At 69.5% G+C, this 25,604-nt stretch carries 18 protein-coding genes; 15 read left to right on the top strand and 3 right to left on the bottom strand.

Annotation, left to right across the window (positions count from 1 at the left end):
* Window positions 1-50 precede the first annotated feature (50 nt).
* The 4 genes from WMF19_RS51700 to WMF19_RS51715 all read left to right on the top strand — a co-directional run bounded on the left by WMF19_RS51700 (window position 51) and on the right by WMF19_RS51715 (window position 2,625).
* Entirely contained in the window at window positions 51-335 is a 285-nt protein-coding gene (locus tag WMF19_RS51700; RefSeq protein ID WP_437897093.1) for a hypothetical protein, read from the top strand.
* Between the two features lie 133 nt (window positions 336-468).
* Window positions 469-978, top strand: a complete 510-nt coding sequence (locus tag WMF19_RS51705; RefSeq protein ID WP_437897094.1) for a hypothetical protein — start codon at window positions 469-471, stop codon at window positions 976-978.
* A 47-nt stretch (window positions 979-1,025) separates the two neighbouring features.
* Entirely contained in the window at window positions 1,026-1,511 is a 486-nt protein-coding gene (locus tag WMF19_RS51710; RefSeq protein WP_437897095.1) for a hypothetical protein, read from the top strand.
* A gap of 340 nt (window positions 1,512-1,851) precedes the next feature.
* The gene (locus WMF19_RS51715; protein WP_437897096.1) at window positions 1,852-2,625 is read left to right on the top strand and encodes a phosphoenolpyruvate--protein phosphotransferase; all 774 of its coding nucleotides are present in this window, start codon (window positions 1,852-1,854) and stop codon (window positions 2,623-2,625) included.
* A 1,323-nt stretch (window positions 2,626-3,948) separates the two neighbouring features.
* Here the strand turns inward: WMF19_RS51715 and WMF19_RS51720 are convergent.
* Window positions 3,949-5,034 carry a hypothetical protein gene (locus tag WMF19_RS51720; protein WP_437897097.1) on the bottom strand — a complete coding sequence of 362 codons (1,086 nt, stop codon included), beginning with the start codon at window positions 5,032-5,034 and terminating at the stop codon, window positions 3,949-3,951.
* 744 nt (window positions 5,035-5,778) lie between these two features.
* Here WMF19_RS51720 and WMF19_RS51725 point away from each other — a divergent pair.
* Together WMF19_RS51725 and WMF19_RS51730 are read left to right on the top strand one after the other, a co-directional pair.
* Window positions 5,779-6,213 (top strand): hypothetical protein, encoded by a 435-nt coding sequence (locus WMF19_RS51725; RefSeq protein WP_437897098.1) that lies wholly within the window; start codon window positions 5,779-5,781, stop codon window positions 6,211-6,213.
* Window positions 6,214-7,202: 989 nt separating this feature from the next.
* Window positions 7,203-7,739: a sigma-70 family RNA polymerase sigma factor gene (locus WMF19_RS51730; RefSeq protein WP_437897099.1), complete on the top strand. Its 537-nt coding sequence runs from the start codon at window positions 7,203-7,205 to the stop codon at window positions 7,737-7,739.
* Window positions 7,740-7,906: 167 nt separating this feature from the next.
* On the opposite strand, the gene WMF19_RS51735 is transcribed toward WMF19_RS51730, so the two are convergent.
* Entirely contained in the window at window positions 7,907-9,496 is a 1,590-nt protein-coding gene (locus tag WMF19_RS51735; protein ID WP_437894432.1) for an IS1182 family transposase, read from the bottom strand.
* A gap of 178 nt (window positions 9,497-9,674) precedes the next feature.
* Between WMF19_RS51735 and WMF19_RS51740 the strand changes: the two genes are divergently transcribed.
* The 9 genes from WMF19_RS51740 to WMF19_RS51780 all read left to right on the top strand — a co-directional run bounded on the left by WMF19_RS51740 (window position 9,675) and on the right by WMF19_RS51780 (window position 23,568).
* A complete protein-coding gene (locus WMF19_RS51740; RefSeq protein WP_437897100.1) occupies window positions 9,675-11,177 on the top strand; it encodes a sigma-70 family RNA polymerase sigma factor in 1,503 nt (500 codons plus the stop codon).
* A 93-nt stretch (window positions 11,178-11,270) separates the two neighbouring features.
* On the top strand, window positions 11,271-11,606 hold the full coding sequence (locus WMF19_RS51745) for a hypothetical protein (protein WP_437897101.1): 336 nt from the start codon (window positions 11,271-11,273) through the stop codon (window positions 11,604-11,606).
* Window positions 11,607-12,111: 505 nt separating this feature from the next.
* Complete coding sequence (locus tag WMF19_RS51750; protein WP_437897102.1) at window positions 12,112-13,929, top strand: hypothetical protein; 1,818 nt, start codon at window positions 12,112-12,114, stop codon at window positions 13,927-13,929.
* Between the two features lie 474 nt (window positions 13,930-14,403).
* Window positions 14,404-14,970 carry a cytochrome c maturation protein CcmE gene (locus WMF19_RS51755; protein ID WP_272096963.1) on the top strand — a complete coding sequence of 189 codons (567 nt, stop codon included), beginning with the start codon at window positions 14,404-14,406 and terminating at the stop codon, window positions 14,968-14,970.
* A gap of 236 nt (window positions 14,971-15,206) precedes the next feature.
* Window positions 15,207-15,980: an endonuclease/exonuclease/phosphatase family protein gene (locus tag WMF19_RS51760; RefSeq protein ID WP_437897103.1), complete on the top strand. Its 774-nt coding sequence runs from the start codon at window positions 15,207-15,209 to the stop codon at window positions 15,978-15,980.
* 103 nt (window positions 15,981-16,083) lie between these two features.
* Window positions 16,084-16,725: an NAD(P)-dependent oxidoreductase gene (locus WMF19_RS51765; RefSeq protein WP_437897104.1), complete on the top strand. Its 642-nt coding sequence runs from the start codon at window positions 16,084-16,086 to the stop codon at window positions 16,723-16,725.
* Window positions 16,726-16,914: 189 nt separating this feature from the next.
* Complete coding sequence (locus WMF19_RS51770; protein WP_437897105.1) at window positions 16,915-20,427, top strand: DVUA0089 family protein; 3,513 nt, start codon at window positions 16,915-16,917, stop codon at window positions 20,425-20,427.
* A gap of 801 nt (window positions 20,428-21,228) precedes the next feature.
* A complete protein-coding gene (locus WMF19_RS51775; RefSeq protein ID WP_437897106.1) occupies window positions 21,229-21,732 on the top strand; it encodes a hypothetical protein in 504 nt (167 codons plus the stop codon).
* 249 nt (window positions 21,733-21,981) lie between these two features.
* Window positions 21,982-23,568 carry an MSCRAMM family protein gene (locus tag WMF19_RS51780; protein WP_437897107.1) on the top strand — a complete coding sequence of 529 codons (1,587 nt, stop codon included), beginning with the start codon at window positions 21,982-21,984 and terminating at the stop codon, window positions 23,566-23,568.
* A gap of 75 nt (window positions 23,569-23,643) precedes the next feature.
* Here the strand turns inward: WMF19_RS51780 and WMF19_RS51785 are convergent, their stop codons facing one another.
* Window positions 23,644-25,059: a hypothetical protein gene (locus tag WMF19_RS51785; protein ID WP_437897108.1), complete on the bottom strand. Its 1,416-nt coding sequence runs from the start codon at window positions 25,057-25,059 to the stop codon at window positions 23,644-23,646.
* Window positions 25,060-25,604 lie beyond the last annotated feature (545 nt).

Raw genomic sequence — 25,604 nt, forward strand, 5'->3', positions numbered from 1 at the left:
CTGGTGGCTTGTCGGCGGAGGAGCGGCGCGCTCTCGCCGAGGAGTTTGGCGTGAGCGAACAGGTGGTTCTGCGTTACGAACGCGCGAGGACCGTCTACGACTTGTCGATAGCCCAGAAGCGGTGGCGCCAGGCCAAGTGGGAAACGATTCTGCGGATGACGGAAGGCGGAAAGACGTTCGAGGACGAGAAATTTCCAGACGAGTTGGAGGCGACGTTGGAGAGGTTGAGGGATGCGGAACCGGAGAATGAGATCACCCGCGAGCTTCGTGACGCCAGGGACGCGATCAGGGTAGAGCTCGGCTTACCCCCCGTCCCGACCGAAGACGACTCATGAGCCCTCCCTCGCGAGCGTGCCCGAACGCTCGGTCTCGACCGGCTCATCCACGTAAAGTGAACCCATCCAGTCTGGCGGCGAATCCGCAGGCAAGGCGCGCATGCGGTATCGGAGGTGCGTGATGCGACGATGCGTGTTGTTGTTCCTGTTGGCTTTGTTGGGCTGCTCTGTTCCCGATGATGATGCATCTGGTCGGGTCCGAGCGTGGCTCGAATCCCTCGATCCGGACGCTGATGTGGTCGAGGTTCGGTGCACCGGAAACCTCGAAGAGCCCCCTGGGAGCGGAACGTGGACGGAGTACGAGCGTGTTGATCGGTGGACTTCTCGGGAAGTGCTGGGAGCCTTCAAAGTAGATGGCGTCGATTGGGCCGAGGTCGTGGCGCGTTGCATCAGCAACAGCGAGTATTACTTTCCCAAATGGCTTCTCGGCAAATTGAGCGACAAATTGTCGGCGGCGGATCGCGTGCTGCTCAAGATGAGCTTCCATGTCGACGAAGTGCGCTGCCACGGCACCCCGCTCAGGTCGCCGCCACCGACGCCGGTGCGCAGCTGTCCGAACGACATCGATGGTTGCGACGACGCTCCTCCGATGGCGAGCGACCTCCCTCCGCCGCTCCCACCGCCGGGCGGAGGCGACTTCTGAGCGACGGCCTCTCGCGGTGCCGGGTCGTTGCCGCCGTCGCCGTCACCTTGCTCCCCGGAGTCGCCCGCGCGGGCGAGTTCGAGCTGGAGGCGGGCCTCGGCGTGGGCCTCACGTCGCTGGGCGAGCGTCGCGCCACGGGAGGGATGACCCTGCAGCCCAGCGTAGCGCTCGGCTGGCGGTTCGCCGAATGGGGCAGCCTTCATTACCGCGATGCGGTCTCTTTCTTCAATTTGAAGGATTTGCGCTGGATCGGCGTCATCGACGTGAACGCCGCCGTGCTCGGGATCCACCACCGCGAGCTCACGCTGGAGCTCGGTCCGAGCATCGACGTGTTCGCCGTGCCGCTCTGCGCCGACACGTGGTGCCAGCGGGAGCACGGCCTGGCGCCGGCCGTGCATCTGGGCGCGATGCTGGTCCCGGCACTGGAAAGCCGGCTTGGCGGCAGAGGCACCGTACATACGGCGTATATCCCAGGCATCGCCTGGTCCGGGATCTCCATCAGCATAGCCGTCGAGGGCGTCTATCGCTTTTGATGGGAATCACAGCGTGCGTCGCGTGTCGCGCGCGCCGTGTGCGCCCACAGGACGTGGGCTCACGTCGCACAGGAGAGGCCGTAACGCCAGCGGGGCGGACCTCGAGCGGGGACCGGATCGCGGGGCGTGGGGGGACGCCGGCCGGCATGCTGCGGGGCGTGGGGGGACGCCGGCCGGCATGCTGCGGGGCGTGGGGGGACGCCGGCCGGCATGCTGCGGGGCGTGGGGGGACGCCAGCCGGCGTGCGGCGGTGCGTGGGGGGACGCCGCCGGTGTGCTGCGGTGCGTCGACTACGTGCTGCCGCCTTGCTGGGTCATCTCGCGCCCGATAGCCAGGTCTGATGGGAAAAGCCGCATTTCTCGCCCGCCGGCTCACGCCGAGCGGGTGCATTGTTGCAGGTACGAAGCTCGCCGCTCACCGGGAGGCCCTGAAGTCGAAGAAGATCAAGCTGTCTCCCAAGGTCGACGCAGCGGTCCAGTCCGTCATTGCGTCCACCGAGGCCCTCGAGGCGCTCGGGAGCATCGACGCCACGATGGTGGAGATCGATCGCGGCACCGACCGGTGCATCGGAGCGTTCAGCAGCCAGCTCGCCAGCATCGAGCGCGCGTTCGATCACGACGACATCCTCCCGCTCACGGAGGACGAGGCGGCGCGCCGTCGCGATGCGCTGCTGGTGCGCTCGGAGGTGCTGTCGTCGGGCACCGACTTCATCCGCCTCGTCTATTCCCAGCAGTGGGTGCGCATGAGCGCGATGATCAAGGCGCTCGAGAGCAAGGACGTGAAGGCGGCGGTCGAGCGTCTCGGGCTCTCGGCTGAGACAGGCCGCCTCCAGCGCTGGACGGAGCTGTACGGCAAGAAGCTCGGCGTCACCGAGGCGAAGGCCGCAGATCCGGCCGTCAAGGCGGTCGAGGCGTGGCACGAGGCTTACGGCACGCTCCTGGTCCAGGCCCATGCCGAGTACGACGACGACAAGGACGAGACGCACGCGCTACTCCGTGATCGGCTGCTCTCGCCTTACGAGGACGCGGCGGAGGAAGAGCGGCGCGCCGACCAGCGGGCCCGTGCCGCCAGCGCCAGGAAGAAGGCCGACGTCGAGCCTGAGCCGATCGGATAGCGCTGCTCCTCGCACGCCGGCCGGCATGCGACCGGCCATCCCACCATGGCGCGAGGACGGCGCCGTTCGCCGGTCACCTCGCAACGCCGCTCCGGTCCCAATTCCAGGTGACATCTCTCCAGGTTCGGGAGAAATGTCGCGCTAAACCTCGTGCATTCTTTTTCGGTGCCGGCGCACGATTTCGCAACAAGCCGGGAGACCTTTCCGGAAATCGTACGGATGACGACGGACGACGTCGGATGACCGCTGAGGGAGATCCGCTCATGTCCGGCTCGCTCCTCGCCCGCGGCCGGATCCGGAGGATGATTCGCGCCGCGTTGTCGCTCGCCGCAGCGCTCTTCCTGGCGGCGCCCGTGGCGCTCGCGCAGGTTCCGCCGCGCGGCGCGCGCCTGTCCTACTCGCGGGGGCCTGGCACCGAGGGGTGCCCCGAGGAGCCGAGCCTCCGGCAGATCGTCGCGAGCCAGCTCGGCGGGGTCGACCCGTTCGTGAGCGACGGCGCGTGGCTCATCGAGGTGGTTATCCGGCGCAAGGGGACGGCGTTCCAGGGAGAGATCGCGCTTCACGACCGCGACGGCCGGGCGCTCGGGCGCCAGGGGCTCTCGAGCCCGATCTGTGGCGTGCTCGTGGAGGACATCGGCGTCTCCCTCAGCGCCTTCATGCGCCCGTTTCTGCCACCAGGGCCTGCGCCGCGGAGCGCTCCCAACCCGACGCCGTCAGGGTCGCCGCCGCCGTCGGCGCCGGGGGGCGGTCGGGTTCTCGGGGTTCGCCGGTGCCCGCTGGGAGAGGTTCTCGCTCTCGCTGGAGGCCCGCGGGGATCTTCCGATCGACGCCGAGCCCTACCGCGGCTGGACCATCAGCGTGTCGGTGCTGAGCGGCTCGCTCGTTCCCTGCGGTCACGCGGATTGGTTCTTCGGCTGCGCCGTCGCCACGGCAGGCGGGGTGTGGCACGTCAGGGACAGCACCGGCATTGAGGACGCGCTGCCCTACGCAGCGCTCGGGCTTCGTGCGGGGCTGGAGGTGCCACTTTCGGCCCGCGTCGCCGGGCAGCTCACCGGCGACCTCTCGCTCAGCACAGTTCGGCCGCACGCTCGACCGCTCCATGGAGAAGGGTGGTCCGCTGCGCCCGTCTCGGAGGCGGTGGCTCTCCGCCTGGTCGCTTTCTTCTGAACCTTGTGCGGTTCGCGAAGCATCGGACGGGCCTGCGGAAGCTATTCCCATGAGGCGGTTGCGAGCGCGTGCAGTGCGCGGGGGGTCGTGGGTGCGCCCCTCGCGGCCTGCCGCCCCTTGGAGAGGCCGCTGTTGCGCCCGGAACGAGCCGTCGGCTCAGGCCGGTACAGAGCTGGTGCGATGACAGCAGAACGTCGCCGCCGCGGTCGGCGCGATGCTGCCCACCGGCTCGCCGCCGAACGCTTCGCATCGTCCGGGATCGAGGCTGACGACGCGCACCGACTTGCTCCCGAGCGCTGTCCCGGAAGCGACGGTACCGCAGTCGGGGGCATCGGAGGTGATCACCTGACCCGCGACGAGCTGCGAACACCCTGCGTCGCTGAACGCGGAGGCCAGCACGCTGCAGGTCGCTCCGGCGGGCTCGGTGCAGCCGCACGGAGCGCAGCCGCGCGTGTCCTCCACACCGGCGTAGAAGACGTGCCGGTCCGGGTACGTGGCGGGGCAGTCCTGCTCTCCTTCGTGGTGGATGCACGTGAGAAACCCCTCCGGTGGCGCGGCGTCGCCGATCGGTGGTGCCGGCGTGCAGGTCATGCCTGGATCCGCGCATGGGGGGGACGCGTTTCCGGTACACGCCCGGGCGACGATCGCGAAGCTCCCCGCCGTTGCGGGCTCGTCGGGGTTCTCCGGTGCCTCCGCGATCCTCGGTGCGCAACCTGCGGAGACGACGCGAGGCGCCTGGATCGCGAGCGACTGCACGCACGGGACGCCATCGCAGGTCCGCCCTGCCTCGACGGAATTCACCGAGGTGCAGGCCCCGTCCCACCCATCCGGGGCAGCGAACGAGGTTGCGGGAGCCTCGGGGCCGCCACACGGGAAGCTGGCGTAGGCCCGCCATTCCGTCGGCACCTCGCACGTCGCCTCGGGCGGGTCGCACGTGCAGGCGGGGCACTGGTGCGGGGCTGGAGCCGCGAAATCCGCGTAGCCCTCGTAGCCGATGATCGGCGCGGTCGCAGGGCAGCTCGGCACGCCATCGGGGGAGCCGATCCAGAGCAGTGCGGGCTGGGACCACCCGAGGGGCTCCTTCGGTACGCACTGCCCTGCGCAGACCTCTGCCGCCGGGATCAGATCGCCGAAATCGGACGCGATGGCGACGTCCGTGTCGTCCTCGGCCGCGCAGTCATCGCCGCCATCGCCGGCACCGCCGCACCCGCCAGCTCCGCCGGCATCCGGGGGCTCGAGCACCTCACAAGGCGTTCCCTTGGGTCCTTGGTTCTCATCCCACGGGCACAGGTACGTGGTCGGGTTCCCGCATCCACCGGATGCGACCCCGAGCCCGAGCGTGCTCGCACAGCAAACCGCCACGATCTCACGCTGCCAACGTCGCGCCCGCGCCGCCATCGCCTCTCCTCTTGATCTGCGGCGTCGTCGAGGACGCGCCGCGGTAAGCGCGACCACGTTACCAGGGGACCCCTGGGCGCCGCCAGATCCATCCTGGGGCAGACCACCCCCGTTCGATCACATTACGAAGAGCGAGGTACTTTTCTCATCTTTCGCAAGGCGACAGCCCGCGTTGCCCTCCATGAGGGCTCGACCTTTCCCCGTCGTCGAGCGGCCGTCCTGCGCCTGCCGCCAGAATGAGCGCTCTGGCGCCCCACGGTTACGCGGGCCCGTCGATTGTGCAACGAGAAGCGGCGCAGTCCCGGAAACCGCTCCGATGAAGACCGCGTTGCCAATCCCTCCCCGGCGGGAGGGCCGTCGCCTGTCCTCCGAGCTCATGCCAGGGTGTCTGTCCCGCACGAGGGGCGAGCGGATCGAGCGAGGTGCGGGGCCAGGAGCCCGCCTGGCCGCGCTCCCCCACCAACAGACGAGGGGAGCCAGCCGCGGTCTGGCGCTCGGTAACTTTCTCTTATCGCGCTCCAGACCGCTTTCGGACGAGGCGACGCCGCCGCACCTTTCCGCATCGTGAGACTGAACTAGACTCCGGGTATGCCTGACCCGGACCAACTCATCCCGGAAGAAGAGGAGGATCTGCTCGAATGGGCGTCGATGGCCGTTTTTTACGCCGTCGGTTACATCCGCATCCTCGCGGAAGCAATCGAGCGCGGCGATGCCGATTTCCAGGTGGATCCCGCGGCATGGGACAACACCCTGATCGCCGTCGAGGGGGCGATGATGGAGCAGATTCGCGGTCGCCTGCACGGACCTACAGCCATCACCCTGGAAGACGTCGAGCGGATGCGGCGACTGCGCGGACTGGGTTCCGCTGCGCTCTCGGGCGGTGAGCGGTCGCCCGAGCTGTGTCCGCTTGCCCTTCGGTGCATGGAGTCTCTGTGCGGACGGGACTGGAAGAGCGTGGCGCGGGAAGCCGCGTTCTACGCGCGCGCTCTCAATCAGGAGTTCCACCCTCGTAGACGCACCTAAGGGGAACCATGCCGAGGAATACACATATATCTCCGTTTTCGTAATAGTACCAGCAGCTGCTGGCCAGGCCGAGGTATCTGCATTGCCACAGCAGTCCAGTCTTGACGTTGTCTTTCCACGGGTGTTTTCGTCCGGCTGGGCAAGATATTCCTGCGTCGGCGCACCGCGCCATGCATTCGGCGCCGTGCTCATGTCTCTTACAGCGGATGATCTTGGCCGTGCCGATCGCCTCCGTTTCGGTGGTGGGGTCGTCCTCCGCTTCGTCATCAAGTGTCATGCCGCCGGCCTCTGGAGCGCTTGTTGGTATATCGATCTCCGTCTCAGAGTAAGTCTCCGATGGGTGCATGACACAAGATGCAACACATAGAGCGACTCCCTGGAGAGAGACGAGGGCGGCGACCGTTGGAGCCATTCGCATGGTACCGGCGACCGACGCAAGCAGCGGGCCCACGTCCGTCGAGCGGGACGGTGCCATGCGGTAGGGGCATCTAGCGTCCATTCTGGGGTTGGAGGACGAGGAGAACCAGCAGTAGTGGCACCTTGTGCTACCAACGTCGCGCCCGCCTCGCCGTCACCTCCCCTCATGATCTGCAGAGCTGCGCCAGGTGCCGCCACGTTACCAGGGACCCCCAGGGCGCCGCCAGACCAACTCCGGGGCAGAGCACCTCCGGTTCGATCGCATTACCAAGAGAGAGATATTTTTCTCATCTTTCGTCAGGCGACAGCTCGCGTCGGCTCCCATGAGGGCCCGAGCTGTCCCCGTTGTGCGCCCGTCCCCCGCCTGCCGCCGGAACGACAGCTCTAGCGCCCCCTGCGTGCACGTGCTCGTCGATTGTGCAGCGAGAAGCGGGGCGGTCCCGGATAGCGCTCCGATGAAGACCCCATTGCCTACCCCTCCCCAGCGGGAGGGCTGCCGCCTGTCCTCCGATGCGCCGGGATCCCGGATGCGCCGCCGCGCACGCAGCGCGCCGAGAGACGCGCTCCACCAAGTGGTCTCGCCCTCGAATGAGGCCCTCTGGGCCGAGCGGCCGTTCGTCGCCATCCTGCTCCGCGCCCTCCACGTTTCCGCCCGCGACCGAGAGGATCTCCTCCAGACGGTGCTCGTCGGCGCCTGGGAAGCCATCCGCGCGCGCAGGTACCGCCCGGACCCACGGCGGCGCCCGCGCGCGGCGCTGCGCGCATGGCTGCACGGCGTTGCCTGGCGCCAGGTGTCCCATTACCGGGAGAGTGCCTATGTACGCTGCGAGATCCTGTGCAGCGCGCCCTTCTCGCCCGCCGACCAGTCGCCTGTCGAGATCGAGGGAGAACTCCTCGCCCGCGCCGCGCTCCGCGAGGTCGCCGCGCTCCCCGCGGGCCATCGCGAGGTCCTCCTCGCGGCGGCCGGGGCTCTGAGCCTCGTCGCCTGGGCACGAGCGTGCGGCATGAACCCCAATTCCGCTGCCAGCAGGCTGCGTCGCGCCAGGAGGGCGCTGGCCGAGAGACTCGCCTCACCGAGGCTGCCGACCGGTGACGGCGCCGTCCGGTGACGCCGTCGCCGATGGTGCCTCCGTTCGGTGCCCGCTCGGCCGGTCGCGTCGAGCCCGTGTACGATTTTGCAACGATCCGGGCGGCCTCGCCGGATTACCTATCCATGAAAGAACCCCGAGCACGTCTAGAGCGGCGAACACATTGAAAACGATTAAATTACGGCAGGTTACGCTGCCTGCTGCATCAGGCGTTGGGCCGCCTCGAGATTCTGGATCGCTGCTGCGCGCCGGAGGTCGAACAGATTTCTCCTGGCGCCGATGTAGCGTGCAGTGTGGCCCTTCCGTGCCGCGATGTGGGCGAGCGCATGCTCCACAGCCACCCGCTGGCGGAGCACGGCGCGACCTGCCCCCGTCTGCTGCAGCTTCCGGAATTTGCGCTGCAGAGCCTCGTCCTCCGCGATGGACACGGTCCGCCCCCGTCCCGAGGCGGCTTGGGTGCACCTAGCTCGGAGGGGGCACGCGCCGCACTCCTCAGGATCAAACTCGACCGTGTCGCCCGGCTCGAATACCTCGACCTGTCCCGCCGGACAGGTGATCGTCTTGGTGCGCAGGTCGATCTTGAAGTCGCGCTTGCTGAACAGGTTGGGTCTGCGAGCACGCTGTCCCCAAGGCTTCGAGAACACCTGGCCACCGTCGCGGATCACGTCGTCAACGACGGGACTGTTCACATAGGCGCGATCGATATGGAGCTCGCCGAGGCGCAGCCGCTGACGTTGGATGTCCTTGGCGATCGGTGCGGCCCCCTCTTCTTCGGGGCGATTCGCTGGCGTGACCGCACAGGCGACGATGACGGGAAGGTCCAGGTCGCGTGCGATATGTTCCTTGTAGCCATCGAACCTCTTCGAGCGGCTCTTTCTTCCGTGGCGCATCTCGGCGTCCTCAATGGAGACACGGCGGTCAGCTGCAACACCTTGACGGATGCGAACGGTCCCATCCTCAGCCGTTTCCAGGTCTTGGTCCCGAACCTGTGTGACCGCATCCAGATAGAAGCGGAGCGGCTGCTCGACAACGTCGTCCAGATGGCGGTCCACCCACTGCTGCAGGGACGAGACCTGCCGCTCCAGGATCTGAATCGCCGCCGCCTTCTGTCTCGGGTCGCTCCAATCGAGATCGAGCCCGGCCTTGATGCTGGGAGCCAGAAGCAGCGGGATGCCCGCCTTGCGACAGATCTCCTCGGGCGGGCGCTCCGTGATCTTCGACACGACGCGGACGATGCTGCGTGCTGCATGGCCGAGCAGGTTGATCGTGTCCTCAACCCGCCCGGCTCCCGCTAAAGGGCGGCTATCGATGGCCACGCGCAGCGCTTTGGACACCGCCCGCTTCTCGCTCGCCGTCATCGCGCCCGACCGAACGAGCGCCACGGTCCGCTCCAGCAGCACCCGGTCCATCTCATGCTCGACCATCCGCTCTCGGAACGCCTGCAGCGCGCCCTGCGCGAACGCGGGCGTGGCCGCCCCCAGGCAGCCGAGCACCATCTGCCAGCGAAGGTCGACGATCGACAGCTCCACCGCCTCGGCATCCGATGCGCCGACGTAGCCTTGGAGCAGCGTGACCATGCACATCAGCGCCGGCGGATGCGGCGGCTCACCTGCTCCCGTGGTCCGGTACATGCTCTCCAACTGCTCCTGGAACGTCTCGTCGAATAGCTCGTGCCGGTGCAGCCTGAGAAAGCCGAACAGGGCTCGCACCCGGGTCAACCGTTTCATGAGCGCCTGTTCCTGCCGCGACAGCTCCACCGGCGGCAACCATCGTTCCATCCGTGCACCTCCAGGCGCGGACGAGATCATGGCCCGCCGAAACCGTCGAGCCTTCCATCGAAGCGCTCGGGATTACCACAAAATCAAACTGATCGGTCCTCTAGCGCCCCCTCCTGCGCCCGACCCGGCGCCGGCGTCTGCACCTGCCCCGGAGGCGGCGCCCGCTCCCGCCCCGGAGATGACGCCTGCGCCCGACCCAGAGCCCGCCGCCGCACCCACTCGGGATCCTGCGCCCGCCATCGGCCCGCCCCTGCGGCCCTCGTTCGAGGAGGTCTATCAGACCTTGCTCCCCTACGTCCTCGTGGTGCTCTGGCGGCTCGGCGTTGCGTCTCGAGATCTTCACGATGTCGCTCACGAGGTGTTTCTCGTCGTTCACCGGCGCCTCGAGGACCACGATCCTCGCCTGTCGCTCAAACCGTGGATCGCGGGGATCAGCGCCAATATCGCCCTTCGCCACCGGGCGCTCGCCCGGAACCAGCGGGAGCTGCTTGCGCTCGACGATTCCGAGCCCATCGAGCTCGCGGACCCCGGGCTCGACGCCGAGCGCCGGGTCGCACAGGCCGAGACCCAGCGCATCGTCCGCGAGCTCATCCAGCGCATGGAGAGGGAACGACGAGCGGTGTTCGTGCTCTACGACCTCGAGGGAAGCGACATGCGCGACATCGCGCAGGCCCTCCAGATCCCCGTGAACACCGCATGGGATCGGCTGAGACGCGCCCGCAGCGAGTTCACGGCCGCGGTCAAACGCCTCTCCGCGCGGGACCCGGACGCGCTCGGCCTTCGTGGCCTGCGCTTCGCCCTGGCGCCGTTCGCCCTGGCCGACAGGCCCATGCTGCTTGACGCAGGCAGGGTCCGGCTCGGCCTTTCGCAGGAGCTCACCGGGTCGCTGTGGGCGCGGCTCCAGCGGTCGCTCGCCTCGACCGGAGGGCTGGCCCGCGGCACGGACGGCCTCTACGACAGCCCTGCAGCACGGCCCCATGCAGGCGCCTCCCCGCCCCACCGGCGCCATCCCGCGAACGCGGTGGAGGCCGCCGGCGCCGCCGGGGAGAAGCGCACGCCGCCGGTCATCACGATCGCGCGATCCAGGCTCATCAAGGCGGGCGCCGCGCTGTTTCTCGGGGGAGCGGGGGTGGGCGCCGGCGTGGTGTACGCCGGGCTCCCGCCGCCTGCTGCGGCGCCGGTGATGCCCGTCCACGCCGAGGTCGAAGGCGCCGCCCCCGAACGAGCCGAGCGCGCCGAGGCGGGGCGAGACGGGCGCACCGAGGCCGGGCGCGACGGGCGCGCCGCGGGCGGGCTCGCCGTGGCCGACACCGTCGTGAACGCTGCGCCGTCGGCTGCCGTGGAGATGCCGGCCGCGGCGCCGTCACGCGCCCCCTCCCGCAAGGCGGCTCCGCCCAGCGGGCACGACCCGAGCGACACGACCGAGGAGAGCGCGTTGCTCAGCAGCGCCGGCGTTGCGCTCAGCGAAGGGAAGGCGACAGAGGCGCTCGAGGTGCTGGCTTTGCACGAGCGGAATTACCCGCGCAGCCCGAGAGCCCAGCTGCGCGAGGCGCTGGCCATCCAAGCCCTCGTCCAGGCCGGGCGGCGCGCCGACGCCCGCGCGCGAGCCGAGCGGTTCCGCGCGGCGTTCCCTCACGCCGTGTTTCTCCCCGCCATCGAGGCGGCCGTGAACAGCCCATGAGGGCCCAGGCACCGAGCCGCGGCGCCGCGCCGCCAGCGCCAGGAGGAGCTCTGATACCGCAATGAGCGCTATCCAGCGGAGTAGGAAGCTACAATGACGCAGGCGCTGGAGGTGTTGATGCTCCTACTCGGGCTGGCCACGCTTGGCGTAGCTGTGCTTGGCCTTCGTGCCCTGCTGCAGCGCCGGTGGGGTCGCGGGAGGACGCTCGGCCTCATCGCCGTAACGGGAGGCATCGGGTGCGGCGTATTGCCCGCCGTGTTCGCGTCGGCCATCGCGTCGAACAGCGTGGATCCTGCGACCAGGGCCCGGCTCCTGGCGGAAACCGTTGCACGGTTGATGAACTGCGGGGCGGCGGGGCTCTTCGCGGTCCCGCTCGGGGGCGTCGGTGCGCTGGTCAGCCTCGTCGGCGCGCCGAGATCGCGCCGTTGAGCAGCCGAGAGGGGCCGGTGAGCTGCGCGGGGATGGGGCGCTCGTGGTCCGTCGCTGCTCGACGGCTAGCATCAAACGCCCCGAAGCCCTTCGGAGCGTTCACCCAGGACTCCCGCCTGGCGAGCGTCTGGGGCGTGGAACCCGCTGTCCGCTTGGGGCAAAGCCCGAGAACCAGGCAGAGGGGAGGAAAATGGACTGGCCGCCGCGTCGTCTCGTGACAAGGTGCCGGCGTGAGGACGCGCCCCTTTCCTCTGCTCTTGTCCGAATCAATCTCGATCCACGATCCCCGAGCGGGGGGTACACGATGGGGCGATTCGTGCCGTGCACATGAGCGAGCGCGGGAGCGGATCTTCGAGGTGCGTCCGGACCGTGACTCGACGGGCAACGAGGCCCGTCGCGGAGGCGCCGACGGGGCGCCTCTCTGTCGTCGTCGGCTCGCCGAGTTCCTGTTGATGGCCCGTCGCCCGCTGGCGCTGGCAGGCGTGGCGTCGAAAGTGGAGGTATCATGAAAGCACGAGCATGGGTACCGTGGCTCTTCGTCATCGTGGCCGGGGTGGCCGCCTGCGGCTCGAGCGAACCATCGAATCAGCTCCATCCCGAGCGCGCGCCCGCGTCGGATCCGTCTCCGCGCGCCGCAGAGGCCGCCGCGCCCGCGGCGCTACGCTCGGCCTACATCGCGGCCGTCCAGACGAACGCCTCGGCGGATTACCGCGTCGCGCAGACGGGCGGCGCGATTCGCGCGACCACCACGGACCAGGGGTTCCGCGCCGACTTCACCCCGCGGGGGGTCGCGGTCATGCCCGAAATAGGGAGCTGGACCTTCCAACTCGCGCCATCTCGCTGGGGGTGCAAGGGGAGCCTCGCGGAGGTGCCGCATGTCCCGCCCGAGGCTCAGGGCAACCGGGTGGACTATGCGCACCCGGGTCTCCATGCGTGGTACCTCAACGGCCCGCTCGGGCTGGAGCAGGGCTTCACGCTGGAAGCGTCGCCGTGCCAGAGCGGCGGGGGGAGCGTGGTGATCGAGCTGGGGCACGGCGCCGATCTGCGCGCCGAGGTTTCTGCGCGAGGCGACACGGCAGCGCTGCGTGACGCCCGCGGCGCCGAGGTGCTGCGCTATTCGGACCTCTACGTGGTCGACGCGACGGGGCAAAAACTCGCCGCCAGGCTCGGAGGAGCACCGGAGAGCCTGTCGATCGAGATCGACGATGCCGGCGCGGTGTACCCGATCGAGGTGGATCCCCTGCTCTGGACGCAAGAGCAGGAGCTGCTCGGAACCGGCGAGTTCGGGCGGGCGGTCGCGATGGACGGAAACACGGCGCTCGTGCAGGGAGGAGGCAACGTCTACATCTTCGCCCACAGGGGCTCGTTTTGGAAGCTGCAGCAGGTGCTGACCGCGCCTGACGAAGCGGACTCCGAGTTCGGCTTTTCGGTCGCGCTCGGCGGGGACACGGTGGCCGTGGGGGCCATCTTCGCTGCGGACCGCGGCGCGGTCTATGTCTTCTCCCGGCAGGGCGGGAGGTGGACCCTGCAGCAGACACTGACGCCGAACGGTGGCCCTACGAGCGCGCGGTTCGGCTGGTCGCTCGCGGTCACCGGGAATACATTGTTCGTGGGTGATCTCAACCTCGGGCCGAGCTCGGTCCATGTCTTCGCCCGGACGGGGGCGACGTGGACCTTGCAGCAAACGCTGACCGCGCCGGACAGCACCGGTATCGACGACTTCGGCAATGCGATCGCGGCGCAGGGGGACACGGTGGTCATCGGCTCTCCGGGCTATCCGACCACCGAGTTCCCGACGTTCTCCCTGTTCCAGGGCGCGGCCTATATTTTCGGTCGTTCCTCCGGTGGGCTCTGGACTCCGCAACAACGGTTGACAAACATCAACGGGCAGCCCTTCTACAACTTCGGCGCAGAGGTCGCAGTGCAGGGGGACACGGTGCTCGTGGGGGAGACCGGCTTCTCGGGGCGTCAGGGCGCGGCCTATGTCTTCGGTCGCGCCGGCGGGATGTGGACCCAGCAGCAACAGCTGACCGCGAGCGACGGCGAGGGCGGCGACCTGTTCGGCGCTGCAGTCTCAGTCAGCGGGAACACGGCAGTCGTGGGGGCGCTCAACGCCCTGTCGGGCAATGGCGCGGCCTACGTCTTCAGTCATGCAGGCGGGACGTGGACTCAGCGGCAAGAGCTGACCGCGAGCGGCGGCGAGGCAGGCGACCTGTTCGGAGCTGCGGTCGCGGTCGGCGGGGTCACGACGCTCGTCGGAGCGTTTGGCCACGATTCGTTCGATGGTGCGGCGTATTTCTTCTCTCGCTCGGGCCCCCCCTGACCTCCGCCGTTCCGCTCGGTCCATCCCGATATCGGGGCACCACGACCGCGGGGGGCTGCCAGAAGTGGCGGAAGGCAGTTCTGGCAGTGGGAAGGATGCGGGAGCGTTTGGTGCTAGCGCCGTCGGCCGTCGGGCACGCCTGAAGAGGCAGAGATGAACCGCACGCGTCCGGTTCGCTGAGAGGTGTGCGCACGGCGACGGGGGGCGCCTGTTCGTCGGCGTGCACGACGACGCCGCTCCGTACGGGCGAGGCCAGCATTGGGCGGCCTCCGCTGGCCATCGCGTCCGACGGCACCGCCGGCGCTTCGACCCTCCGCGAGCGGGCGCACGGGTTCGTCGGGTCCGCTCGCGAGGGAGAACTCCGGTCGGGCTGTCCGCCGCAGCCGGAGGATGCCGCCGGCCGGACCCGAGGCCATGCAGGTGGTGCTCGACCGGCCGTGGGGCGCGGGCTAGCCTGTGCGGGAAGGACCCACGATGAGCAAGAAGCTGGACGACGAGTTGGCCCAGGCGCTGTCTCTCGCAGAGCAGCAGGATACGCCCGCGGTGGTGAAGCCGGCCGCGGCCAGCCCGGCGCCGAAGGCGCGCCCCTCGCGCAGCCTCGGCCTGCTGGCGACGCTGCTCGTCATGGTGGGCGCGCTCGTCGCCCTGTTCCTCGTCGGCTTCAAGGAAGCGGCCGTCTACGCGACGCCGGTCGACCAGCTGCTCGCGTCGAAGGACAAGCTCGCCGGCCGCAAGGTCCGGGTCGAGGGCGAGCTCGTGCCCGGCACGCTGGTCAAGCGCGATTCGCCCTGCGAGTACCGCTTCCAGATCCACGGCACGCAGGCGGCGCTGCCCGTGCGCTACGCCCAGTGCGTCATCCCCGACACCTTCCGCGACGTCCCGAGCGGCGGCGTCCAGGTGACCGTCGAGGGCGCGCTCTCGCAGGGCGGCGACTTCGAGGCGAGCCTCGTGATGGCCAAGTGCACCTCGAAGTACGATCCCAACTCGCACGAGATGAAGGGCGGCGCCCAGCCCGGCGCGGGCCCGCTCTCGCTCAACTGAGCGCTCCCCGCCCAAAGGCGCCGCCGCGCGCGGCGCCGACACGCCCAAAGGCGCCGCCGCGCGCGGCGCCGTGCGCGGCGCCGACACGCCCAAAGCGCCGCCGCGCGGCGCCGACACGCCCGGATCGATCTCCCCGCTCCCCGGCGGGCCGCTGACTGGCTCGCTCGCGGGACCTTGAGCCTCCTGGACAAGCTGGTTAAGAGACATCCCCGGACCGACGCCCGAGGAGGAGGCATTTGAGCCACGATCGCGATCTCGTCGTCCTGACGCAGAACATCTGGGGGGGAGTCGCCCTCTGGGAGCGGCGCCGGACGATGCTTGCCAGGCTCATCGGCGATCTGCGCCCCGGCCTCATCGGGCTCCAGGAGGTGCACGCGCAGGCGGCGAGCGGCGACCTCGGCCAGGCCGGGGAGCTCTCGCGGCTCGCCGGCGGATACAGGGCCTGGTTCGCGCCGGGCAGGGTCGCCGCGAGCGGCGAGTGCGAGGGGGTCGCGCTGCTCTGCCGGGAGGACGTCGAGGTGCTCGACCACTCCGTGGAGGCGCTCACGCTCGATCGCGACGATCCGTTCGAGCGCGACAGCCAGCGCGTCGTCTTGCGCGCCGCGATCCGTCACGCCGGCGCGGTTGTCGACGTGCTCGTCACGCACCTCTCGCTGTCGAAGCGCGCGCGGGCGCGCACCGTGCGCGAGCTCGTGAGCTTCGCCGCGCGCGAGCGCCAGAAGTCAGGGAGCCACGGCGCCGTGCTGATGGGCGACTTCAACGCGCTCCCCAGCGAGGAGGCGGTCTGTTATCTCCAGGCGAGCGCCGGAAACGGCTCCTGGCTCGACGCCTGGACGCAGGCGCACCCCGGCAAGGCGGGCGGCACCTGGCCCGCGGGCCTGCCGCTGCGCCGCATCGATTATGTCTTCGTTCAACCGGGGGAGGGGTGGGCGATCACGCGCTGCGAGCGGGCGCCGTTCTCCGGCTCGGATCACCACGGCGTGGCCGCGTGGCTGCGGCTCGGCGCCTGACGGGCGGGGCCACGCTCGCCCGGATCTCCAGCGGATCATCGATGGATGAGGCGTTCGCGCGCAAACTGTACCCGCTGCGGCGGACCGGGTAGGCTGGCGGCCCATGAGCAGGCTGCTGATCTTGGGGGCGACCGGCGGCACGGGCGCCGCGTTGATCCGTCAGGCGCTGGAAGCCGGACACGAGGTCTCGGCATTCGCGCGCACGCCCGCCACCATCCCTGTCCCGCACCATGAGCGGCTGCGCGCGCTCCGCGGCGACATCATGGATGCCGAGCAGGTGTCGCGCGCCGTGTCCGGCCACGACGCCGTCCTCTCGGCCCTGGGGTCGCGTGGCCTGGGTCCGACGCGCGTCTACTCCGACGGCATCGTCCACGTCCTGCGCGCGATGAAGGAGCATGGCGTCCGCCGCCTGATCGCCGTCACCGCCGCGGGCGTCGGCGAGGAGCAGCAGCCTGCGCTCTGGTTCCGGCTCCTCGTCAAACCGATGCTCCGCAACAGGTATTCCGACATGCTGCGCATGGAAGAGGCCCTCCGCCGGAGCGATGTGGCCTGGACCGTCGTGCGTGTCCCCAAGCTCACCGATGGGCGGCTCACCAAGGAGTGCCGAGCCGAAGTCGACCCCTCGCCGCCGGAGGGCTACCTCTTCGGCGGTCCCACGATCTCGCGCGAGGACCTGGCGTATTTCATGCTCTCCCAGCTGGAGAGCGACGAATACCTCCGCAAGGCGATCGTCGTGACGTACTGAGAGCGCGGCGCGCTCGTCATCTCTTGACGCAGCCGCGGAGCATCGGTCTGCTGCCGCCCCCGCCGTCGTGGCCAGCCTGCGGCGCGCCTGGGGTGATCGCCATGAATGCCGCGATCACCGTGATTCCCGCGACGCTGCCGAGCAGAGGCCTCAGAAACCATGATCTCCTTTCCCAGGACGGCTCTCCCATTGTTCCTCGGTCTGGCGCCGATTGCCCTGACCGGGTGCGAGCTGCTCGTCGCACCGGACCGCAGCAAGATCGATGCGCCCGCGGTCGGCGGCAGCGGCGGAGAGGGTGGTAGTCGAGGACAGGGCGGCAGCGGCGGACAGGGCGGCAATGGAGGAGAGGGAGGTAGAGGCGGAGAGGGCGGCAACGGCGGAGAAGGCGGCAGCGGCGGACACGGCGGCGCGCCAGGCGCGGTGTGCGGCGATGGAGCGGTCAGCGCTCCTGCCGAGATGTGCGACGATGGGAATCGGACCGCTGGCGACGGGTGCGATCCGGGTTGCGCGATCGAGCCTGGGTTCGCGTGCGCCGGCGCGCCGAGCCGTTGTACGAGCGGGTGCGGCGACGGCGCGCTGGGCGGCTCGGAGACCTGCGACGACGGCGGCGACAAGGACGGCGATTGCTGTTCGCGCGCGTGTCAGATCGAGTCCGGCTGTGAGGTCGAGCCGAACGACGAATTCACCTCGGCCAACGACGCCTTCGCCATCGCGCCCGGCGGTCGAATCCGCGCGTTCATCGATCCCGGATCCGACGTGGACGTGTTCTCGGTGATCGTCCCCGAAGGGTCGGTCGGGCGCATCAAGGCAGAGACGCTCGATGGCCCGCTGGGCACGACGTGCAGCTCCCTCGGCGTCGATACCCATGTGACGATCTTCGACGCGAGCCTGGCGAGCATCGAGGACAACGACGATGTCGCCGACGACGATTACTGTTCTTTCCTGGCGCTGCGCAAGCTGAGCCCCGGCGAGTATTTCGTCCGCGTGCAGATCTCCCCTGAAGCGGAGCCCGCGACGTTCGACTACACGCTCTCGCTCACCCTGGATACCTCGGTGTGCGGCGACGGCGTGCTGGAGGATCCGGAGCTCTGCGACGACGGCAACACGACGGGCGGTGACGGTTGCAGCGCCGCGTGCGAGCTGGAGCTCCGCTCTCCCGAGGTCGAGCCCAACGACACCGCGGCGGAGGCGGACGGGAGCGCCGTGCTCCGGCCGAACGTGCTCGTCTCGGCGGCGATCGAGCCCGTCGGCGATATCGACGTCTTCGCCTTCGAGGTGCCGAACCTCGCGGACGTCCAGCTCGCCACGTTCAGCCCCGGACGATTGAACGAGTGCGTCCAGGGAGTCGACACCTTCCTCCAACTGCTCGACACCGACGGCGCCACGGTGCTGGCGAGCGACGACGACAGCGGCCCCGATGCTTGCTCGCTCATCGACTCGAGCGTCGACGACAGGGCGACCCGCCTCCAGCCGGGCACGTATTATGTGACCGTCGAGGAGTTCGACAACGACGCCTCCATCCCCGGGTACGACCTCCTCATCGCCTTCACCTCGCTTTGCGGCAATGGCGTGATCGAGGAAGGCGAGGCGTGCGACGGCGGGGAGCGGTGCTCCTCGGAGTGCGCGCGGATCGCGCTGTGCGGAGACGGTGCCATCGACGGCGCCGAGACGTGCGACGACGGCGGGACCGAGGGCGGAGATGGCTGCAGCGCCGCGTGCCAGCTCGAGGGGACCCTCCCGGAGATCGAGCCGAACGACGCGCGAGGCCAGGCCACCGTGGGGCAGGCGACCGCGGCGGGTGCGCTGTTCGCCGCGTCGATCTCTCCGCCGGGAGAGGTCGACTTCTTCGCCGTCGACGTCCCCGGCCTGGCCGAGCTGGAAGTGGAGACCTTCGACGCGACCGGCCCGACCTCTTGCCGCGGCATCGACACCGCGCTGCAGCTCCTCGGGCCCGACGGCGCCGTGATCGCCGAGGACAACGACGGCGGCGAGGCCAGGTGCTCCCGTATCCGCGCCTCCGTCACCGCGCCGGGCGTCGATCACGTCCGCTATTACGTGCGCGTCCAGGACGCTCGAGGAGACTCCATCGCTGGATATACCCTGCGCGCGCGGACGACGGCCGTCTGCGGCGACGGCGTGGTCGAGGGCCTGGAGGAGTGCGACGGCGGCGCGGCGTGCGGGGCGACGTGCCAGCGCATCCCTGTGTGCGGCGACGGCTTCGTCGACGAGCCCGAGGTCTGCGATGACGGCAACACCGCAGGCGGGGATGGCTGCGACGCGGCCTGTCGGATCGAGGGGGCGATCGCCGAGATCGAGCCCAACTCGACCCCTGCCGAGGCCGAGGCGAACGGCGCTGTCGCGCCGGGAGCGCTCGTGTCCGGCGCGATCGATCCGGACAGCGATGTCGATCTCTTCGCTCTGCGGCTCACGACCGTATCCGATCTCCGGCTCGAGACCTTCGACTCGAGCGGCCCCGGGCGGTGCGCCGAGGGCGTCGACACGGTCCTCTCCCTCCTCTCGTCGGACGGGGCGACGGTGCTCGCCTCGGACGACGACGGCGGGATCGGCGCCTGCTCGCTCCTCGATTCGCGGAGCCCGGGCGGGGCCGCGGCGCGCCACCTGGAGCCCGGGACATACCATGTCCGTGTCAGCGGCTTCCCGGAGCAGCCGGGGGCCCGCTACACGCTGCGGGTCTCGCTGGACGCCTCGTGCGGCGACGGCGTGAGGGAGGGCGCCGAGGAGTGCGACGGCGGCGCGGGGTGCAGCGCCCGCTGCGAGAGGCTCCCGGTCTGCGGCGACGGCCTCCTCGACGCGCCCGAGGGGTGCGACGACGGCAATGCCGCGGGCGGCGACGGGTGCAGCGCCGCCTGCCAGCTCGAGGCGGTGGCCGCCGAGATCGAGCCGAACGACACCCCCGCGCAGGCCGGGGCGAACGATCTCGTGATCTCGGGCGACGCGCTCCTCGCGGCGAGCCTCGCCGCGGGCGGCGACAGGGACGTGTTCCGCCTGAGCTTGCCTGTCGCCTCGGTCGTGCGTCTCGAGGTCTTCGACGGCACCGCGGCCGGCTGCGAGGGAGGCCTCCTCACGACGCTCCGCGTGCTCGACGCGGCGGGCGGGACGGTCGCGACGGACGAGGGGCTCTCCGACGCAGCCTACGCGGGCGGCATCGGCGGATGCTCCGCGCTCGTCGTGGCGTTGCCCTCCGGCGACCACGACGTCGAGGTCGCGGCGCGCGAGGACGGCGCGGAGTTTCCGCTCTACCTCCTCCAGGCCAAGATCCTCGCCCCCGCGGGCGCCGAGGAGGAGCCGAATGGCACCGTTGCCACCGCGAGCGGGTCCGTCGGCTCCGATGTGTTCATCGCCGGCGCGCGGACGACCGACGATTTCGACTTCTACGCCGTGGATGTCCCGGAGGGCCGGTCGATCCGCGCGGAGATCATCGAGGGCGGCGAGGAGACGTGCGAGTCGCTCGAGATCGACAGCCGCCTGTCGCTGCTCGACGCCGGGGGCTCGCTCATCGCGGACGACGACGACAGCGGCCGGGGCAACTGCTCGATCCTCGACGGCACCGGGGACGCCCCGCGCCACCCCGGGGCTCACGCGCTACCGGCGGGGCGGTACTTCCTCCGCGTCCGCGCCGCGTCTGGCGCCTCGGGCACCGCGGCCCTCTTCGACTACCGGCTGGCCGTCACGCTCCGCTGAGGAGCGCGGACGCCGCCGGACGTCCGGGATCGCCGGTAGCCCCATCCGGCCGGGACGCCGCGCGTCCGGCGCCGGGCGCCGCCGGGAGGCCGGGACGCACCCGCCGCCGCGCGGCGATTCGATGTCTCGATATCCCATCATCGCGAGACTGCCGCGCTCCGTCGCGCCGCCGCGCGGTGTGGCTCCGCGGTGCTCATCGGAGCCGCATCGGAGGGCCATACCCACAAGCGCCTTCGCGGGGTGTCTCCGGTGGTCTTCGGTGGGTAGGTAGGTAGATCGAGCGCCGGGGGCGGCGCGGAGCTGCCTTGTGCCTCGCCTGCGCCCCCCCGCGCGCCCGCCCTGGCGTTCCCCGGCGATTCGCGCCCTCGGCCGCGCCTCGCGGCGCCGCCCTACACCGCCTCTCTCGGCGCGGGTGCGTGATACTTCGGCCGGATGTAGGAGCCCGAGGGGTGCGTTCAAGGCAGAGGGCATGAGTTCATAGTCGAGGAGTGCCGGTATTATCCATGGTTCTAACTCCGTCGTGTTTTCGACCGAAAAGATGCCAGTCAAAAGTGCTTGCGTGAGACCGCGGGGAGAATAGTCTCCTGTTGTTCGCGTCATGACCTCGGGGCGGGTTCCTCCGGGAGCGTGACCGTGACGGGACGACGACGACGTGCGTCGTTCCCGTCGGGCACCGCTCTCGTGGCGCACGCCCCGGGGGAATGCATCCCTTGGGTGACGATCTGGATAGGTATCTGCATCAAACTTCACCACAGATTCGATTCCTCGGAGGTATTTCTCATGAAGAATATCGCTCGTTGGGTGCTCGCTTTCGCAACCGTCACGTCGATCTCGGGCAGCGCCTTGGCCATCCGGAACGACTGTCTCTACAACGTGTCGATGAAGACCGGGCTGAGGAAGGTGCCCGTCGGTACGACCGTCTTCCAGCTGGCCGAGCAGGCGGGCACCCCGTTCAACGATGAGTGCGGCTACGTGGGCAAGTGGGGAGTCGTGGCGGCCCCGGGCGCCGCCGTCGCCGCAAACATCTTCCTTCGCCAGCAGACGACGATCGGGAACAACGACTGCGACTGGAACTCCTTCTATTTCACGGACGGGAGCATCTCGCTCCTGCCCACTGTGCCGATCCCGCCCAGCACCGTGGCGTTCCCGCCCAGCTCCGGCATCACCTCACGGCTCCAGAAGGCGCCCCTGTGCAACTTCGTGGGGATGGAGGACGACTTCACCGGGACGATCAAGGCCACGCTTCAGTTCTATTCCTCGCTGTCGATGCCCGTGCCGGTCACGTTCGCCCCGCATTGCTACTGACGGCGTGCCTTTGAGACCGGTCTTCACTGGGCTCTGAGACGGCGCCCGGCGTCCGACCGATCGGCGAGAGCCTCCCTGCAGAAAGCCCTTAGTAACGGCCCCGGGCAGGTCGGGGAGGCGCTCGTCGAACGCGTCGTGCGGAGTGAGGAGGGGGCGCCGGCGGGAACGCCGGTAGCCCCTTTCTCTTCTCCGCCTCTGCCGAGCTCCCGGCCGCAGCGCTCTAGCCAGGTCAACTTGTCTGGAGGAACAATGATGCAACCGAGTTCGTCGCAACGGAACCCCTCGCGCCGGCCCTTGTGGATCGCCGCCGGATTGCTCCTGGCCGCCCTCGCCGGCGTCGCCCTATTCCTCGCCTTCCGCTCCGGGGACGAGCAGACCGCCGGGGCGAGGGGCCCGGACGCCGGAGCCGAGAAGCACGTCCGCTATCGCAACAGGGCGCTCGTGCGCGGCGCGGCGCCGGCGGCGAAGGAGGAGGCGCGGCCCACCATCAGCGGCCTCGTCTATGGCACGGACGGGAACACCCTCGCCGGAGCGACCGTCGTCGCCATGACCTTCGAGGTCGCCGGCAACGTGCTCTCGACCGCGGGCTCCGTGAAGAGCGACGATGCCGGGCGGTTCGAGCTCACGCTCCCGGACGGCACCTATCAGCTGAGCGCGAGCGTCGATGGGTACGGGACCACGTCGACCACGGCGCGCCCCGGCGAGGCGGTGAGCCTCGTGCTGCCGAAGAGCGGCGTCATCGAGGGGCGCGTGCTGGACGAGCGGGGCGAGCCCGTGCGCCGCTTCTCGATCGACGTCCTCTCGGCCGTGACGGCGGAGACGCCGGCGACGCCGCCCCTGTTCTCTCGCACGTTCGAGAGCGCGGACGGCTCGTTCCGCGTCGATCAGCTGCCCTCGTGGGACGTCGTCGTCAGGGCGACGGCGGCGGAGTTCGCGCCCGCGTTCTCCTCGAACGTCAACGTGCGCGCCGGAGACGTCGAGAAGATGGATCTGACCCTCTCGAAGGGATGTACCTTGACGGGGCAGGCGGTGGACTCGTCCGGCGCTCCGCTGCCCGGGGTGTACGTGGACGCCGAGTCGCTCTTCGCCGTCGGCGAGCTGAGCAGCCTGGCCATGGAGGCCGCCGCGCAGGCGCAGACGGAGGACGACGGCTCCTTCAGCCTGCCGCACGTGCCGAAGGGCACGATCGTCGTCCGCGGCTATGACGGCAGCAACGCCGTCAGCTCGACCGAGATCGAGGTCGCGAGCTGCGACGGCCTGAAGCCGGTGAGGCTCGTGATGTCGCCCGGCGGCAGCCTCTCCGGCGTGGCGCGAGACGCCGAGGGCAAGCCCATCGCCGGCGCCAAGCTCACGCTCATGCACCGCCCGATCGGCTTCGTGAACACGGTGAGCGACGAGGATGGCAGCTTTCACTTCGACCAGGTCCCGCCCGGCGAGCTCCGCGTCATGATGCGGCGAGGCGAGGAGGTGATGCTCGCGGCGGTCGGCATCGAGGAGGGGAAGAGCGCGCAGCACGACATCTCCTTTGCGCCTCGGGGCACCGGGGAGATCCGCGGCCGCGTCACGGTGGGCGGCAAGCCGCTCCCAGGGGCTCGCCTCATGCTGGCCACCCAGATCGGGGACGACGGCGCGATCGGCATGTTCTACCCCGTCACCGCGGAGGACGGCTCGTTCCGCGCCTCCGGGCTCCCGACGGGCGGCTACATCATCAACGTCGAGTCGACGAGCATCGGGACCGGCGTGCACGTGAAGCCGGGCGAGGTCACGACCGCGGATCTCCAGGTGATCGACCTGCCCAGCATGAAGGGCAAGGACGCCGAGCTCCCGCTGCGGTAGCGAGCGCACCGCAGGCGGCGATCTCCCGGCTGTCCGGAGGCGGAGCCTCCTGGACGGCCGGTCCGCGTTTTCAGGTCACTCCGCCGGGGCGATGGTCAGCGTGAACGGCCCCGAGGAGGCGGCGTTGTAGCTGTCGACGAAGATGTCGATCGGCTGGCCTGCCGTCGCCTCCACCGTGATCGACTCGGGCCAGTCGGACTCGAAGAGATCATCCGCGCAGGCGATCTCGCTGCTCTGGGCTGCGCAGTCGCTGCGCGCGTAGAGGACGATATCGGAGTGGCCCTCCGGCGTCGCGGTGATCGTCAGATTGCCGCTCGTCTCCGGGGTATACCGGTACACGAGCTCCCCGCCTTCGCCGCCGCACGACGCCGTGACGCCCTGCGTGCCCTCGGAGGTGTCGCCCACCGTCGTCGCTTCCGTGAGCGTCGCCGCGGCCGCGCACAGGGGCCCCAGGTTCACCCGGCACGCGTTGCTGCACAGGTTGTCAGCCACGGTGTCTCCGTCGTCGCACTCCTCCGTGCCGACGCGCGCTCCGTCCCCGCAGATCTCCTCCGCGAAGGACACATCGAGCGTATACGACGCGTCCATCCCGTTCTTGCCCTCGATGAAGATGAAATAGGTCTGACCGGCCTCGGTGAGGAGCTCGAGGGGAGCGTCTTCCGGTCCGAACGCAGGGACGCAGCCGAGCAGCGTCGTCTCGTCGTCGCAGCTCTCCCGGATGTACCAGTCGAAGTCGGCCTCCGTCGCCGTCGCCGTCGCGGCGATCTGGACCGCGCCCTTGGCCGGCGCGACGAACCGGAAGACCCGCTCTCGCATGCCCGTGCCCGTGACGGACGTGGTGAGACCAGGGCAGAGCGCGGCGAACAGGTTGGTGCCGGCCTCCGTCGTGCCGGTGAACCTCCCGCCCTCCGAGACGTCGATGGCCTCCGCGCACGCCGCGGCGACGCTCTCGACGCACGCTGTCGTCGTCGAGCAGTCCCGCTCCTCGCAGTCCTGCAGGCCGTCCTTGTCCTCGTCCTCGCCGCTGTCGCAGATCTCACCCTCCGCGACGCAGAACGCGGTGTCCTCGTCGCAGGCGCTCTTGCACTGCGCGTCGTCGTCGCAGCCGCCAAAGCACATCGTCCACCCGTCCTCGGTCACGTCGACGCACGTATGCCCCGCCCTCCCGCAGTCGGACGTCTCTTCACAGGACTTGAGGCAGAGAGAGAAGCTGCCCTGCGGCAGACACTCGGATCCCTCTCCGCAGGGCAAGAGGTCCGTGTCGCAGAGCCTTGTGCAATAGCCGCCCGCCCAGCCGAAATCCTCCTCGGTCAAGCAGAGCCCGCCGTGGCAGTCCTCGTTGACCGTGCAGGCCTCGCCGTCCGCTTTCCCCTCCGGCCCGACGCCCTCGCCGTCGTCACCGCCGTCACCGCCCTGGCCGCCCTCGCCGGACGCCACCTCCACCGGCTCGATCTCTTCGTCGTCGCCGCACGCGGCGAATGCGAGAGACATCGCTGTGACCGCTGACAGGGGGAGAGCAAGTCGCATGTTGTTTCTCCTGAAATAGAGGTACAGCGCTCGTATCACGGAACGCAGCAAAACCTGCCACGACAGTAAAAATAGACCGGATTGACTGGAATTGTTACGTCCTGGGCGAAATGTGGTGGTAAGAAAAGAACCCTTACAATCGTTCAATGCTGAGACCGTGGCGTTTCAAAAACGAAACCCGTAGGGGACGTCCTTGACGCATGGCCGCAATTCGGGGTGCTTCTTAGGGATCGTCCGGATGGCACGGTCAGTGCTTCATGGGATGCAGCGCCGCCGGCGCGGCCTTCGCCCCCCTGAGGCCCCGGCGGCGCTGTCTTTTTGTCGGTCGTCGTCTCGCCGGTCGTCGTCGCCACGCCTGAGCCCACTGGCTCGCTGCGCCGCGCCGGGCGCGATGGACACATGGCACGCGGGGATCGAGCGCAGATCGCCGTAGCGTTGTATCGTCCCGCCGCCCCATGGCGACGAAGCTCATCGCTCCCTCGAGTCACCCCCCGAATCAGAAGTTCGAG

The organism is Sorangium sp. So ce124 (assembly GCF_051525235.1).
Lineage (GTDB): Bacteria > Myxococcota_A > Polyangia > Polyangiales > Polyangiaceae > Sorangium > Sorangium atrum.

Bases quoted from the DNA above. Each gene is read 5' to 3' on its own strand.
- WMF19_RS51715 (WP_437897096.1), top strand. From the start codon at position 1,852: ATGGGAAAAGCCGCATTTCTCGCCCGCCGGCTCACGCCGAGCGGGTGC.
- WMF19_RS51725 (WP_437897098.1), top strand. From the start codon at position 5,779: ATGCCTGACCCGGACCAACTCATCCCGGAAGAAGAGGAGGATCTGCTC.
- WMF19_RS51735 (WP_437894432.1), bottom strand. From the start codon at position 9,496: ATGGAACGATGGTTGCCGCCGGTGGAGCTGTCGCGGCAGGAACAGGCG.
- WMF19_RS51740 (WP_437897100.1), top strand. From the start codon at position 9,675: ATGACGCCTGCGCCCGACCCAGAGCCCGCCGCCGCACCCACTCGGGAT.
- WMF19_RS51745 (WP_437897101.1), top strand. From the start codon at position 11,271: ATGACGCAGGCGCTGGAGGTGTTGATGCTCCTACTCGGGCTGGCCACG.
- WMF19_RS51750 (WP_437897102.1), top strand. From the start codon at position 12,112: ATGAAAGCACGAGCATGGGTACCGTGGCTCTTCGTCATCGTGGCCGGG.
- WMF19_RS51755 (WP_272096963.1), top strand. From the start codon at position 14,404: ATGAGCAAGAAGCTGGACGACGAGTTGGCCCAGGCGCTGTCTCTCGCA.
- WMF19_RS51765 (WP_437897104.1), top strand. From the start codon at position 16,084: ATGAGCAGGCTGCTGATCTTGGGGGCGACCGGCGGCACGGGCGCCGCG.
- WMF19_RS51780 (WP_437897107.1), top strand. From the start codon at position 21,982: ATGATGCAACCGAGTTCGTCGCAACGGAACCCCTCGCGCCGGCCCTTG.
- WMF19_RS51785 (WP_437897108.1), bottom strand. From the start codon at position 25,059: ATGTCTCTCGCATTCGCCGCGTGCGGCGACGACGAAGAGATCGAGCCG.